Here is a 13,435-nt window from a genome sequence, read left to right as displayed (position 1 = left end):
CATCTTTAAGCCCTTCGTAAGGAAGGGCTGTGAGGCGACTCAATGAGCGCTTTCAATTTCTTAAAAACCAGCCACCGACAAGGTCACACTCACGGGCACGTAATGTTCAATGATTTTTCGTCCTGTAAGAAGCAAAAAAATCTCTATACATGACAAAAAAATCTGTCATGCCCGCGCAAGCGGGCAACCATTCATAAAAATAAACCAATACCCAAGTCAAGCCACTGAGGATTGTTTTGCTCAATCAGGTATATTTTCCATTATCTGTTCCACTTTAAACAACACATGCCAATTGACTTAAATTGACAATGCGCGTAGCAAATAATGCGAGCAACATATTTACAAAACATGTCATTCTCGCCTTGTTCCAGCTAAAATACGTGTTTAAACTATCCTTCAATTCGCTAATTCACTCTATATACCCGTAATCTTTCAAAATGCGTGATTTATGCTTTTTCTTTTTCGCCCTGCCGCATTTTAAAAAACTCGCAAGGGAATGAGCCATTACTCGCTTTTTAAAATGCGGCAGGACAAAAAATAAAGGCGCTTAAAAACACGCATTTTGAAAGATTACGGGTATATAATCTCCTTTTGGCGATCGAGATTATATGATTTTTATTGTTTGTCAGCGAGTTACTTCTTCTTGACTCAGTGCCAAATCAGAAATGGTTGCCCGCCTTCGCGGACATGACAGATTTTTTGTCATGTACAGAGCAAAAAATTAAAAAATCCTTGACAGAAAAGGAAGTGCTCATTAAACTTCGATTCTCATTTTAGAGAGTATGTTCCAGTTCATTGGGGTTATAGCTCAGCTGGGAGAGCGCTTGCATGGCATGCAAGAGGTCGGCGGTTCGATCCCGCCTAGCTCCACCATCAGTATAATCTTGATGGATACGTTCCAGGTCCCCATCGTCTAGAGGCCTAGGACATCGCCCTTTCACGGCGGTAACAGGGGTTCGAATCCCCTTGGGGACGCCATTCATTGGCACATAACAAACGATGTTTTTTAAGCCAACGCTTTAAAAACATCCAATAAAGCTCCAGGTCCCCATCGTCTAGAGGCCTAGGACATCGCCCTTTCACGGCGGTAACAGGGGTTCGAATCCCCTTGGGGACGCCACTTCTCAATTTGTTAAATCCAATAAACACCACCCTACTGGCTAGAAACGTAGACTGTTTGCTTACGAACAAGGTAATACTTTACAGCGAGCTTAGATCTGGCTCCTGTAAACTCATGCCAACAGATGACCCTCGCTTTTTCTTCAATGCTTGGTCAAAACAATGGATAGTATAAAAGCCGCATTTTTGAAATATACCCGTAATCTTTCAAAATGCGTGTTTTTAGGCGCCTTTATTTTTTGTCCTGCCGCATTTTAAAAAGCGAGTAATGGCTCATTCCCTTGCGAGTTTTTTAAAATGCGGCAGGGCGAAAAAGAAAAAGCATAAATCACGCATTTTGAAAGATTACGGGTATATACCCATGATCGTTCAAAATGCGTGTTTTTAGGCGCCTTTATTTTTTGTCCTGTCGCATTTTAAAAAGCGAGTAATGGCTCATTCCCTTGTGAGCTTTTTAAAATGCGGCAGGGCGAAAAGAAACAGCATAAATCACGCATTTTGAAGTTGATTGGGTATAGAACTAAAGTCGCTCAAAAATTGTTCGCGTATTAAATCCAAATAATCGCTCATGCATTCGATACGCATATTCATCCGTCATATTGGCGATGTAATCGCACACTACGCGTAGTGCTTGCGCTTCGTCTTTTTGGTTGTTAAACAACATGCGGTTTTTGTTATCCAACAAACTGCTGGGGTTGGAGCTTATGGCTTCAAAAAGTCGTAATACAACCGTCTGACCGCCATATTCAAAGGTTCTGGCTTCTTGAGAATCAATGACATGCTCATAAATAAACTGCATCAAATAATCCAGCAACGCTCTCGCTTCTGGGTTTAAGATGATGTTGTACTTTAATACTGGGTTTTCAAAGTCCGAATGGGTTACTTGAAGTTTTGACTCAGTGATAAAGTAATTGACCATCTCGCCAATCACTTGCTTACGAATATACATTTCCGAATTAAATAATTCATCCAGAAGCTGAGAGATATTCTGCCCCAATGGGGTTTGGGACAATAATAATCGTAATTCATTCGTATCAAACTTACTGCGATCAATTAACCTCAAATGAATAGCGTCTTCTAAATCGTGAACCCCATAGGCAATATCGTCGGCAATATCCATCACCGAACAATCAAAGGAGTGATAGGCAGCCTTACCATGAGTATCGTGATTGGGCTTTTGACTGAGCGATTGAAACAAGATTTTATCGGAGCCAGAAAACGGCGATAACAGCCAATCCACTTCCTCCTGTTCACAATCAAAATACCCTTTGGGAGGCAGCCAATCGTTGATGCGGATCGTTTTCATGATAGATTCTTCAACGTGCGGCAGATGAGTGGCAACCACCGTAGATCGTCGAACAGGGTATTTCAATATACCTAATAAAGCGCGGCGAGTTAAATCAAGCCCGTAAGCGCCATAGCTGTTCTCTACTTTTGTTAATAAGCGAAGCGTTTGACCATTGCCTTCAAATCCACCGTGATTGCGCATTTTGTAATTTAAGGCCACCTCTCCCCCATGACCAAATGGAGGGTGGCCAATGTCGTGCAACAAACAAATGACGGTAATCAAATCATCATTAGGCAATAAACCGGAAAGAATAGTTTCCTGCTGATTGATGGTGAGGTTGCGGACTAAACTGCGGCCAATGGATGCCACTTCAAGAGAATGGGTTAAGCGCGTGCGATGGAAATCCCCTTCGTCGGTTCCTAGGATCTGAGTTTTACGCTGCAAGCGTCGAAACGCTGGGCAATGAATCACTCGAGTTCTATCACGCTCATAGGGATCACGATGATCACGGGTGCCCCGCTGGTTGGTTTGCCCGGAACGTCGATGTGTCCACATAAAATACCTTCAAAATAAATCCGCTAAAGAATCATTTTATTAAAAAAACTTCGATTACTAAAGTTTTAATGCAATCTGCAGATAAATTAGATAACTAAGAATAATAATGAAATACGGGAGCGATGTCATGAGGAGCAAGATTCGAGTCGTTACAGTAATTAGCGCCGTACTAATCTTAAATGCTTGTACATCTTATAACCCGCATGGATATATGAATTATCAAACCTATACATGGGGCGGAGAACCGCTGTATCCCGAAAGTTATGATGCAAGTTACACCTCTCGAGATTATGAGCAAGAGAAAAAACCAGTCGTTGTTCCAGAAACGTATCACGTGGGAGCTTATCACTCTCCGGCTCGGGCAAAAGACAGAGACCGCAACTGGGTACAGAGCCAAAGTCCTTCCAACTACACCATAGAACTGGCCGAGGGTGATAAGGCATCAAAAGTCGCCGGAACCTTAGTGAAAGCTCCTAAAACGGATCGACGAGCACAAATACGTTATGAACAAAATGGGACAACGCGTTATAAAGGGTTATACGGTAGCTATCCAACTTATGAAGCAGCCAAACAAGCACTTAATACACTCCCAGATGACGTGCGTGCAGGAGCTAAAATTGAGTCTTGGGGAAGTGTGCAGCGGGTTACAGAATAAGATTTGCTTAGGGACGTTTGGCCGAAAGAATTAATGAAACTTTAGCCAATCCCGCTGTATCAATGCGTTGCGCGTTAAATTGTTTAATGCTAAACGCATAGGTTTGATTCAATTGCTTAAGCCATTGAATGAATAATATAAAAGGAACCGACTCAAACGATAGCTGAATATCTCCCGCACTAAGTTGCTGGAGTTGATAAGGAAAAGGTTGAAACATAGGTATTTTTAGCTTTCTAGCAAGTAGAGATAGCAGTTGGGTATTTGTTAATGGCTGTTGTGGTTTAAGCTGGCTTTTTTGTCCACGGATCTGCTTCATCCAAGCTAAGGTTTCGCGTTTTTCTTTATGTTGTAACGATTTTTGCTCCAAAGCCGTATACAGTGGTGAGAAGATAATCAAATACATTAAATAAATAATCACCGCTGCAATACCGAGCACTAAGGCCACGCGGTCTCTTTCATTTAAGTTCTGCCAATAATGTTTCAACGTTTTAACTCCAAAGTAGCCATAACCTGTCCGTCTTGAGTAGAGGCTTGCGTCTGAGTGACTTTGATATTGGAATTTTGTAACACTTGCTGTAAGGATTCGAGCGCCTGAAAATCTTTACTGGTTAAAGTCACCATTAACGTTTGATTTTGAAATAGCAATTGTTGAATGGTAATACTTTGAGGATTATACGCATTGCCTAAGGTTGAAAGTAACACCCAGAAACGTTCACTTTCCTGTGCTCCGCGACCGGCTTTTAGCGATTGTTCTATTCGAAATCTTGGGCTTATTACTTGTTTCGCTTCAGGAAAAAATTCTTTATAAATTTGTTCAATGCCTTGATCGAACTGCTGAATTTTATGATTTAAAACCAATACCTTAGCAATATTGATTACCAAAACACTAAGCACCAAAACCCCTAGAAGACCAGCCGTGGCAATATACCAGAAGCGAGTTCGGTCTCGTTTCCCCCCTCGCTGAAACTCCCCTTGGCATAAATTAATGATTTTGGCATTGAGCAGACGCTTAGCGATCCACTCATGAGCCTTTTGATCAATCTGATTCGTTGGATGTTCAGCGGATAATTCGGGACTATCGTTAAAGACAAGTAATTCCGTCTCAGGATTATTAGCCAGATACACTCTTGAAAGCTCAAGACTTAATGCGCCTTTAAATTTAGAATCATTCACCAAAAGAACCTCTTTGGTAAAACAATGCTCACCGTTCTGAAGTGCGAACCAGTCGAGTGTAATCGCGTCAAATTTGATTTCAGATGATTCAAGTGTATCAATCGTAGCGGCTAAATACGCTTTATCAATCACCGCCACTAGATATATGTTGTGTTTATAATGCTGTCGATCAAATGCGAAATGAAGAGAAGTGACGTTTTGAGCCAGTTGTTCTTCAAGGGCGTAAGGAATGGCGGAACGAGCTTTACGTTCTCCTAGCCAAGGAAGGGGCACCTCATGCAAGCCACAGGTTTCTGTCGGGAGTACCACCAACGTGGTTGCTCCTGCCTGAAGTTCTTTAATTTTCTCTATGGTACGCGACGATAAAGGGGCAACAATATGCCCTTGGCTATCGAGCGTTACACTTAGGATCGTCTCCTCATTAGGATAACGAATAAACAGGAAACAGGTATTCATGAAATTCCTTATGCATAGGCGTAATCATGAATTTTATGCGCTGAAGCCCAATAATGTTTTAATTGCTGTGATAATAAATAGACCACCAATGCGTATTGTGGGCTAGTATTATAACGGGTAATTACGTAAAAATTTGGATAAGCAACCCAGAATACCTCACCTTCATCTGTATTTAGCTCAATTAGACCCGCTTTTTTAGGATTATTGGAGAAAGAGTGTTCAGGTTTAATGCCAACCGAAATCAATTTATTCAAATCATAATCAGCAGTCCTGCTGTTGGTACGAATCCCCTTATAACCACTTCCTTCAATTTTGGCAGGTTCTGCAACTTGATCGTTTAATTTCCAACCGTGCTTATGAAAATAATTAGCCACGCTGCCAATCACATCTTGATCATCATTGATTAAATCCCGTTTTCCATTGCCGGTGAAATCAACGGCATAGTATCGATAGCTGCTGGGCATAAATTGCGGTTTTCCAATGGCTCCCGCGTAAGACCCTTTAAACTCAGTTGGAGAAACGCCCTGTTCTTTGCAAAGAATTAAATACTCTTTTAATTCTTTCTTAAAGAATGGCGCACGCTTAGGGTAATTAAACGCGAGGGTTGTCAAAGCATCCAAGACACGATAGTTGCCTTGACGCTCACCATATAAGGTTTCAACGCCTATAATTGCCACAATAATGTGCGGAGGTACACCAAATTTCTGTTCGGCTTGTTCCAACGCTTTTTGATTGGCTTGCCAGAAGGCGATTCCCTTACGAACGCGTTCAGGTGTTAAAAATAAAGCTTTATACACATCCCAGCTTTTCTTTTCATAGGGCCGATTCATCGATTCAATAATTTGGGGCTGGAATTGTGCTTCTTTAAGCCATGTGACTAATTGCTGTCGATTAAATCCATCTTGCTTCACCATGGAATTAATAAATTGTTGCACTTCTTTTCGTTTAACCAGTGCCTCATCCGCCTGCGCTGAGTATGAAACAATGAGTAACCCAATCACAATCAATCGTCCAAGTATATACATGCGACATCCTTAAAAAACGGCCATTTTAGTCATTCAGACATTTTAACGTATTTGTAACGCCGAGACCACCTGGAGTCAGCATAAACGGATCTAAATGAACATTGTCGATTCAAAATGTCTACTTTCGGAGCTTTATGCGCGGAATCCAGTTTCAACATTTATTCAAGATCGTATGGATGCCGTGCACAAAGCACGGCAGGTGGGCAAAAGAAACCTTAATAATGTCTAAAAATTAGATGCGTTTATCCTGCACCTGGGGTTTTTACGTTTGATTTGGAGCGGTTTTGATATAAAATGGCTGAATTTATCAGCAGGTTTTCAATTGAGCGACTTAACGCATATTCGTAATTTTTCCATCATTGCACACATCGACCATGGCAAATCCACCTTGGCGGATCGTTTTATTCAACTTTGCGGTGGATTAACTGACCGTGAAATGGCAGCGCAAGTACTTGATTCCATGGATATTGAGCGGGAACGTGGGATTACTATTAAAGCGCAAAGTGTTTCATTGAACTACAAAGCGCGCAATGGTGAAACCTATCTCTTGAACTTCATTGATACCCCAGGACATGTGGACTTTAGCTATGAAGTGTCTCGCTCTTTGGCGGCTTGCGAAGGTGCCATATTAGTGGTTGATGCCGCACAAGGGGTCGAGGCGCAGACGGTTGCCGTTTGCTATACCGCCATCGACCAAAATCTAGAAGTCTTGCCCGTACTTAACAAAATTGATTTACCACAAGCCGAACCCGAGCGCGTGATTGAAGAAATTGAAAACATCATTGGCCTTGAAGCCAAAGATGCCATTAAAGTCAGTGCTAAGGTAGGCTTAGGGGTTGACGATGTTTTAGAAGCGCTAGTGCACCGAATTCCTCCACCAAAAGGCGATCCGGATGCGCCCTTGCAAGCGTTAATCATTGATTCATGGTTTGATAGCTATTTAGGCGTCGTGTCACTCGTTCGTATTGTCAACGGCTCGCTGCACAAAGGCGATAAAATGCATGTGATGTCAACGGGGCGAAATTATGATGTCGATGAAGTTGGTATATTCACCCCTAAACGAACCAAAAAAGAATGCCTGCAAACGGGGGAAGTGGGCTACGTGATTGCAGGGATTAAAGAAATACAAGGAGCGCCAGTCGGTGATACCTTAACTCTTGAGAAACCACGGGCTGAAAAAGCGCTACCTGGATTTCAGCGGATAAAGCCTCAAGTCTATGCGGGATTATTTCCCATCAGCGCCGATGATTTTGAAGCGTTTCGAGAAGCATTAGCTAAATTGAGCCTGAATGATGCCTCATTATTTTATGAACCTGAATCTTCTGAAGCACTTGGATTTGGCTTCCGATGTGGCTTTTTGGGCATGCTGCATATGGAAATCATTCAGGAGCGTTTGGAGCGTGAATATAATCTTGATTTGATCTCAACCGCTCCTACCGTGGTTTATCAGGTTGTCACAGCCAAAGGTGAACCCTTAATGATTGACAATCCCTCGCATTTGCCACCCTCACCGCAAATTAAGCAAATGCTAGAACCCATTGTTCGTGCGAACATCTTAGTGCCTCAAGATTATCTTGGACAAATTATTAGCTTATGCGTTGAACGCCGCGGTATACAAGTGAACATGACCTACACCGGTCGTCAGGTTTCAGTGGTGTATGATCTTCCGATGAGTGAAGTCGTCTCCGACTTCTTTGATCGTTTAAAATCGGTCAGTCGAGGATACGCTTCTTTAGACTACAATTTTATAAAATTTCAAGAAGCTGATCTCGTCAAAATGGATATATTAATCAATGGAGAGCGGGTTGATGCCCTTTCGGTAATTGTGCACCGCAGTGTGGCGCATACTCGGGGTAAAGTTCTGGCTGAGAAAATGCGTGAATTAATTCCACGACAAATGTTTGATGTAGCTATTCAAGCCGCTATTGGTAATCATATCATCGCTCGCCAGACCGTCAAAGCGTTACGAAAAAATGTAACCGCCAAATGCTACGGCGGTGACGTCACACGCAAGCGTAAGTTGCTTGAAAAACAAAAAGCCGGTAAAAAACGCATGAAACAAGTGGGTCAAGTTGAAATTCCACAAGAAGCGTTTATGGCCGTATTTCAAACGGATAGAAAAAAATAAGGTATATTCATGAATTTTGCACTGCTATTAGTTTCATTAACCCTGGTAACGGGGTTAATCGCTCTTGTGGATATTCTTTACTGGTCCAAAAAGCGAAAGCCCAATCTAAAGCAAGCTAAAATTATTGAGCTTTCACGATCATTTTTTCCAGTATTCCTTATAGTACTGTTACTGCGCTCTTTTATTATTGAACCGTTTCGAATACCTTCCGGATCGCTAGAACCAACCCTTATGGTGGGAGACTTTGTCGCGGTAAATAAATTCGCTTATGGATTACGTTTACCGGTTTTAGAAACCACAATATTGCCCATATCCAATCCGAAAACTGGCGACGTTGTTGTATTCCGTTGGCCGCCAAATCCTTCTTACGATTACATAAAACGCGTTATTGGTGTGCCTGGCGATAAAATCGTTTATCATAATAAAATGCTGACCATCAATGGTCGTGAAATGAAGCAAGACTTTGTAGAATACACCATGGATGAAAGCTCTGGAAAACCAGTAGCAAAATTTAAAGAGACATTAAACGGGATTGAGCATAATATTTTTGTCCGTCCAGATGTAAAACCGGTTGATTTTGAAGTTGAAGTGCCCGAAGGCTATTACTTTGTAATGGGTGACAATCGCGATGATAGTGCTGACAGCCGTTACTGGGGGTTTGTTGCGGATGAATATCTTCGCGGCAAAGCTTTTTTGGTATGGATGAGCTGGAACAGCAATACGGGCATGGTTCGTTGGTCAAAACTAGGCAGTATCATTCATTAATAACGAGGCGATATGAATAAACAATCAGGGATGTCTTTTCTTGGAATGTTGTTCACCATGGCGGTGGTCATTATTATTTTGGTCACATTAATGCGCATTGTGCCAGTTTACATTCAACATTATACGGTAATTAAATCAATAGAGATCTTAGACAAAATTCCTAAAACCGAATTTTCAGACGATGCCATGACGAATGCCAGTATTTTAAGGAAGAAATTGACGAATCAATTATATGTGAATGGGGTGGAGATTCCTGAAGATAAAATTCTGATTAAACCCAGCGGTGATGGACGTTATACTGTTGCCATTACTTATAAAGTCACGAAATCTCTTGTCGGGAATATGAGTCTTTTGTTCGATTTTGATCTATCCCGTGAGGTAACCATTGGTCGAGATTAACTTACAACCGTTGTGCAGAAAGTTAGGGTATAGCTTTAAAAACATTAGTCACCTTAAACAAGCCTTAACACATTGTAGTGCTGGCGCAGTCAATTATGAACGTCTGGAGTTTCTAGGCGACTCTATTTTAAGTTTTGTCATAGCCAATGCCTTATATAATAAATTTACGGATAAAAGCGAAGGGGAATTAAGCCGCTTGCGCGCTTATCTCGTAAAAGGAGAAATGTTGGCCGAAGTCGCTTTGGAAATCAACCTTGGCGATTATTTATACCTAGGCCAAGGAGAATTAAAAAGCGGTGGCTTTAGAAGAGCTTCAATTTTAGCCGACTCCTTAGAGGCCGTATTTGCGGCTGTTTTTTTAGATGGCGGAATGGAGCCTTGCCAAACTGTTATTTTGAATTTATTTAAGACACGTTTAGACGACGAAGGATTACATGATAATTTAAAAGATCCTAAAACGCAGTTGCAGGAATTTTTGCAAGCGAAAAAATTCCCTCTGCCTAATTACACCTTACTAAAAATTGAGGGCGAGGAACACAATCAAGTCTTTCATATACATTGTGAAATTCCCGACTTAAATCTCACTACGCTAGGCAAAGGCCCCAGTAGAAGAAAAGCAGAACAACGAGCGGCGAAAGAAGTATTAAAACTGGCCCGAAAAATGAGTAACTCTACTACCCGCTGATGCGCTGACAGAGACAGCGCTTATCCCACTGCCTCTGAATCCTGTTCAGCCTGTTCTCTTTGCGAGCCATCAATTCTCAATTCTAGCCACATGGCATTTAGCACAGCAAACGTACAAGCTAAGCCTGTACCTAATATCCATGAAAAGTACCACATAATATATTCTCCTAATAAGCCGATTCTTTATTTTCTAACAGCGTATCAGCCGTGACTTTACCCCTCAGAACACGATATACCCAAGAGGTGTACAGTAAAATAATCGGTAAAAAAATCACAGTCGCAATCAGCATAATAAACAAAGTCAAATGACTAGATGAGCTATCCCAAACCAATAAACTCTGAGAGGGATGTGAGGAAGAAGGCAAAATAAAGGGGAACATGCTCACACCAACCGTTGCAATAATCCCAAACACCGATACGCCGCTAAAGAAAAAAGCTATCCCCGAAAACCGAATCAATAGTGGCGCTAATAAGGCTCCAAGGATCCCGGCGATTGGGGCAGTTTGGGTAATAGGATACTGTTGGTAATTTGAAAACCAAGCATGCGATTTACGAATGGCCGATTTATACAGGGGGTTTGATGGACCTTCATGAAGAACCACGTTCGTTAGTGCGTAGCCATCGATACGAAAAAAGAGCCAAAGTCCACCGGCTACAAATAGAAGTACGGTTAATAAGGCACCCCCTCTCGCAGCAATGTTAGCTCTGCGTTGTAGATGACCTTCCGTTTTAAGATTTAAGTAAAACGCTCCATGCATAGCCAACATTGCAACCGATAAAAGACCACACAGCAGAGCAAAAGGGTTTAATAAACCAAAGAACGTCCCGGTATAAAAAGGACGTAATGTCAGATCAAAATGAAATGGCACGCCTTCTAAGACATTCCCTACCGCAACCCCAAAAATTAAGGAAGGAACTAACCCACCGATAAACAGTGAGTAATCCCATACATTTCGCCACACTCGACTCTCAAGTTTGGAACGATACTTAAATCCTACCGGTCGTAAAATTAGGGCTAACAAGATAACCAACATGGCCAAGTAAAACCCGGAAAACGATAATGCATATAAAGCAGGCCAAGCTGCAAAAATAGCTCCACCCCCTAAGATAAACCACACTTGATTTCCTTCCCATACCGGCCCAATGCTGTTGATCATAATGCGTCGTTCAGTATCGGTTTTGCCCAAAAAAGGTAACCACATCGCAACCCCTAGATCGAAACCATCCATAATGGCAAACCCAATAAGCAATACCCCTAACAGTACCCACCACACCACGCGTAATAATTCATAATCTATTGGCATAATTTTCTCCTAATGGGCGTAATTATCGGGGCCAAGACGAATGTATTTGACCATCAAGTAAACTTCCACAATGGCTAAGACGGTGTAGAAAATAATGAATCCTGCTAACGAGGTTAATACTTGCGCTCCTGTGACCGAGGACGTGCCGAGCATGGTCGGTAAAACGCCTTGTACAACCCATGGCTGACGTCCATACTCGGCAACAACCCAGCCTAGTTCAGCAGCAAGCCAAGGTAGCGGCAAGGACCAGAAAGCCAGGTGCAAATACCAGCGTGATGTATGAAGTTTGCGCTTAACCGATAAATAAAACCCAGAAGCAAACAATAAAATAAAAAAGAAACCACATGCCACCATGATGCGAAACGAGAAGAATAAAGGACTGACATGCGGCTTTAAATCGTTAGCCGCTTGATCAATTTGAGCTTCAGTTGCATCAGTTACGTTTTCTGTGTATTTTTTTAACAACAACCCATAGCCAAGGTATTTCTCATGCGCCTGAAAATCAGCTTTAGCTTGTGCATCATTCCTATCCTGTTGCAATCGAGTTAATGCATCATAAGCTAAAATGCCTTCACGAATACGTTCTTTGCCCTCAGCCACCAATTCGGTTATGCCCTCAAGCGGTTGATTAAAAGAGCGCGTTGCAATGATGCCCAGTGCATAAGGGACTTCAAGACCATAATTTGTAGACTTCGTTTTTTCATTGGGAATGCCAAATAAGGTTAAACCTGCTGGGGCTTTTTCGGTATGCCACATTGCTTCCATCGCAGCCAGTTTCATTTTTTGGTTATTATTGGCCACATAACCGCTTTCATCCCCAAGAACCACTACAGACAAAGCAGAAGCTAAACCAAAGGAAACGGCAACGGTCATTGAACGTTTTGCAAATGGAATATTTCGCCCTCTTAATAAAAAGTAAGCGCTGACTGCTAACACAAAAATAGCACCAGTCACATAGCCAGCACTAATCGTATGCACAAATTTAGCTTGTGCAACGGGATTAAACATCACGTCATAAAAACTAGTCACTTCCATTCGCATGGTTTCGAAGTCAAATTTTGCTCCGACTGGGTTTTGCATCCAACCATTCGCGATTAAAATCCATAACGCCGATAAGTTTGTGCCTAACGCCAGAAGCCAGGTACAACACATATGTTGAAACTTTGTTAATTTATCCCAGCCAAAAAAGAATAAGCCTACAAAGGTCGCTTCAAGAAAAAACGCCATCAACCCTTCAATCGCCAACGGTGCGCCAAACACATCACCAACGTAATGAGAGTAGTATGCCCAGTTCGTCCCAAACTGAAACTCCATCGTTAATCCAGTTGCAACGCCAAGCACAAAGTTGATACCAAATAGGACTCCCCAATATTTAACCATTTGCTTCCAGATTTCCCGCCCAGTCATCACATAAACGGTTTCCATAATGGCCAACAAGATCGACAGCCCCAGCGTTAATGGCACAAAAAGAAAATGATACAGAGCAGTTAATGCAAACTGCAGGCGGGATAAATCAACAACATCTATACCAGGAATCATAAATCACCTCTGTAAAAGGTTAAAAAAATCCTTGAAAATTGTTTGTGTCTAAATGATCCATTCAGGCACGACTGCTTGTCATTGCAAAACCATTCATGGCTAAAAGAGCTACGCTAATTCAAAGACGGTTATATTTATGAACTCTGCTCAGCAATACTAGGGTCGTTGTAAGCTCGGGCTTTAAGCATCCAACCTTGGGTGTCGATAGACTTATGCGTAGCCGGTTTAATACACACAAACCATAAGAGCATTAACAAAAAAAACTTAATAATGAGCGTGATTATAATATCTCGTTTTAGACAAGTCATATCAACCATCCAACATACAAGCGCTTGATTTTGAGTG

At 41.9% G+C, this 13,435-nt stretch carries 13 protein-coding genes, 3 tRNA genes and 1 pseudogene; 8 read left to right on the top strand and 9 right to left on the bottom strand.

Translation table 11 applies throughout. From position 1 onward, the window contains the following. Nucleotides 1-283: 283 nt before the first annotated feature. Nucleotides 284-409, bottom strand: a pseudogene (locus tag E1O47_RS12670) (IS4 family transposase); the annotation flags it as partial. Nucleotides 410-797: 388 nt separating this feature from the next. Between E1O47_RS12670 and E1O47_RS01455 the strand changes: the two are divergent. From E1O47_RS01455 to E1O47_RS01445, 3 genes are all read left to right on the top strand, one after another. Further along, nucleotides 798-873 (top strand) — tRNA-Ala (locus E1O47_RS01455). Nucleotides 874-902: 29 nt separating this feature from the next. Beyond that, a tRNA-Glu gene (locus tag E1O47_RS01450) sits at nucleotides 903-978 on the top strand. Nucleotides 979-1,044: 66 nt separating this feature from the next. Next, nucleotides 1,045-1,120 (top strand) — tRNA-Glu (locus E1O47_RS01445). Between the two features lie 519 nt (nucleotides 1,121-1,639). Here the strand turns inward: E1O47_RS01445 and E1O47_RS01440 are convergent. Next, nucleotides 1,640-2,962: an anti-phage deoxyguanosine triphosphatase gene (locus E1O47_RS01440; protein ID WP_133129488.1), complete on the bottom strand. Its 1,323-nt coding sequence runs from the start codon at nucleotides 2,960-2,962 to the stop codon at nucleotides 1,640-1,642. Nucleotides 2,963-3,089: 127 nt separating this feature from the next. On the opposite strand from E1O47_RS01440, the gene E1O47_RS01435 reads away from it, so the two are divergent. Beyond that, nucleotides 3,090-3,617, top strand: a complete 528-nt coding sequence (locus E1O47_RS01435) for an SPOR domain-containing protein (RefSeq protein WP_242601953.1) — start codon at nucleotides 3,090-3,092, stop codon at nucleotides 3,615-3,617. A 7-nt stretch (nucleotides 3,618-3,624) separates the two neighbouring features. Here the strand turns inward: E1O47_RS01435 and gspM are convergent, their stop codons facing one another. From gspM to mltB, 3 genes are read right to left on the bottom strand one after another with little or no spacing between them, the layout of a single operon-like run. Beyond that, complete coding sequence (gene gspM / locus E1O47_RS01430) at nucleotides 3,625-4,101, bottom strand: type II secretion system protein GspM (RefSeq protein ID WP_165475013.1); 477 nt, start codon at nucleotides 4,099-4,101, stop codon at nucleotides 3,625-3,627. Beyond that, the gene (gene gspL, locus E1O47_RS01425) at nucleotides 4,098-5,246 is read right to left on the bottom strand and encodes a type II secretion system protein GspL (protein WP_133129486.1); all 1,149 of its coding nucleotides are present in this window, start codon (nucleotides 5,244-5,246) and stop codon (nucleotides 4,098-4,100) included. Before gspL ends, gspM begins: the two co-directional genes overlap by 4 nt. Nucleotides 5,247-5,254: 8 nt before the next feature. Then, on the bottom strand, nucleotides 5,255-6,271 hold the full coding sequence (gene mltB, locus E1O47_RS01420; RefSeq protein ID WP_133129485.1) for a lytic murein transglycosylase B: 1,017 nt from the start codon (nucleotides 6,269-6,271) through the stop codon (nucleotides 5,255-5,257). Between the two features lie 322 nt (nucleotides 6,272-6,593). Between mltB and lepA the strand changes: the two genes are divergently transcribed. From lepA to rnc, 4 genes are read left to right on the top strand one after another with little or no spacing between them, the layout of a single operon-like run. Next, nucleotides 6,594-8,399: a translation elongation factor 4 gene (gene lepA, locus E1O47_RS01415; RefSeq protein ID WP_133129484.1), complete on the top strand. Its 1,806-nt coding sequence runs from the start codon at nucleotides 6,594-6,596 to the stop codon at nucleotides 8,397-8,399. A 9-nt stretch (nucleotides 8,400-8,408) separates the two neighbouring features. Then, nucleotides 8,409-9,164 carry a signal peptidase I gene (gene lepB, locus E1O47_RS01410; protein WP_133129483.1) on the top strand — a complete coding sequence of 252 codons (756 nt, stop codon included), beginning with the start codon at nucleotides 8,409-8,411 and terminating at the stop codon, nucleotides 9,162-9,164. A gap of 12 nt (nucleotides 9,165-9,176) precedes the next feature. Beyond that, nucleotides 9,177-9,563, top strand: coding sequence for a DUF4845 domain-containing protein (locus tag E1O47_RS01405; RefSeq protein ID WP_133129482.1), 387 nt, complete (start codon nucleotides 9,177-9,179; stop codon nucleotides 9,561-9,563). Beyond that, entirely contained in the window at nucleotides 9,550-10,248 is a 699-nt protein-coding gene (rnc, locus tag E1O47_RS01400) for a ribonuclease III (RefSeq protein WP_207384273.1), read from the top strand. The genes E1O47_RS01405 and rnc overlap by 14 nt, the downstream gene beginning before the upstream one ends. 20 nt (nucleotides 10,249-10,268) lie before the next feature. On the opposite strand, the gene cydX is transcribed toward rnc, so the two are convergent. The 4 genes from cydX to cydP all read right to left on the bottom strand — a co-directional run bounded on the left by cydX (nucleotide 10,269) and on the right by cydP (nucleotide 13,398). Continuing rightward, complete coding sequence (gene cydX / locus E1O47_RS01395; protein ID WP_207384276.1) at nucleotides 10,269-10,406, bottom strand: cytochrome bd-I oxidase subunit CydX; 138 nt, start codon at nucleotides 10,404-10,406, stop codon at nucleotides 10,269-10,271. An 8-nt stretch (nucleotides 10,407-10,414) separates the two neighbouring features. Next, nucleotides 10,415-11,551, bottom strand: a complete 1,137-nt coding sequence (cydB, locus tag E1O47_RS01390; protein ID WP_133129480.1) for a cytochrome d ubiquinol oxidase subunit II — start codon at nucleotides 11,549-11,551, stop codon at nucleotides 10,415-10,417. Nucleotides 11,552-11,560: 9 nt separating this feature from the next. Further along, nucleotides 11,561-13,090, bottom strand: a complete 1,530-nt coding sequence (locus tag E1O47_RS01385; protein ID WP_133129479.1) for a cytochrome ubiquinol oxidase subunit I — start codon at nucleotides 13,088-13,090, stop codon at nucleotides 11,561-11,563. A gap of 134 nt (nucleotides 13,091-13,224) precedes the next feature. After that, complete coding sequence (gene cydP, locus E1O47_RS12665) at nucleotides 13,225-13,398, bottom strand: cytochrome oxidase putative small subunit CydP (RefSeq protein ID WP_423202745.1); 174 nt, start codon at nucleotides 13,396-13,398, stop codon at nucleotides 13,225-13,227. Nucleotides 13,399-13,435 lie beyond the last annotated feature (37 nt).

The sequence above is a fragment of the Legionella yabuuchiae genome, assembly GCF_900640115.1.
In the GTDB taxonomy this organism is placed as follows: domain Bacteria; phylum Pseudomonadota; class Gammaproteobacteria; order Legionellales; family Legionellaceae; genus Legionella_A; species Legionella_A yabuuchiae.
Note: the sequence above shows the minus strand (reverse complement) of the source record. Positions and strands in the feature narration are given on the sequence as shown.

Coding starts and splice junctions, on each gene's coding strand:
- gspL (WP_133129486.1), bottom strand. CDS start 5,246: ATGAATACCTGTTTCCTGTTTATTCGTTATCCTAATGAGGAGACGATC.
- cydP (WP_423202745.1), bottom strand. CDS start 13,398: ATGACTTGTCTAAAACGAGATATTATAATCACGCTCATTATTAAGTTT.
- lepB (WP_133129483.1), top strand. CDS start 8,409: ATGAATTTTGCACTGCTATTAGTTTCATTAACCCTGGTAACGGGGTTA.
- E1O47_RS01440 (WP_133129488.1), bottom strand. CDS start 2,962: ATGTGGACACATCGACGTTCCGGGCAAACCAACCAGCGGGGCACCCGT.
- E1O47_RS01405 (WP_133129482.1), top strand. CDS start 9,177: ATGAATAAACAATCAGGGATGTCTTTTCTTGGAATGTTGTTCACCATG.
- E1O47_RS01385 (WP_133129479.1), bottom strand. CDS start 13,090: ATGATTCCTGGTATAGATGTTGTTGATTTATCCCGCCTGCAGTTTGCA.
- mltB (WP_133129485.1), bottom strand. CDS start 6,271: ATGTATATACTTGGACGATTGATTGTGATTGGGTTACTCATTGTTTCA.
- cydB (WP_133129480.1), bottom strand. CDS start 11,551: ATGCCAATAGATTATGAATTATTACGCGTGGTGTGGTGGGTACTGTTA.
- E1O47_RS01435 (WP_242601953.1), top strand. CDS start 3,090: ATGAGGAGCAAGATTCGAGTCGTTACAGTAATTAGCGCCGTACTAATC.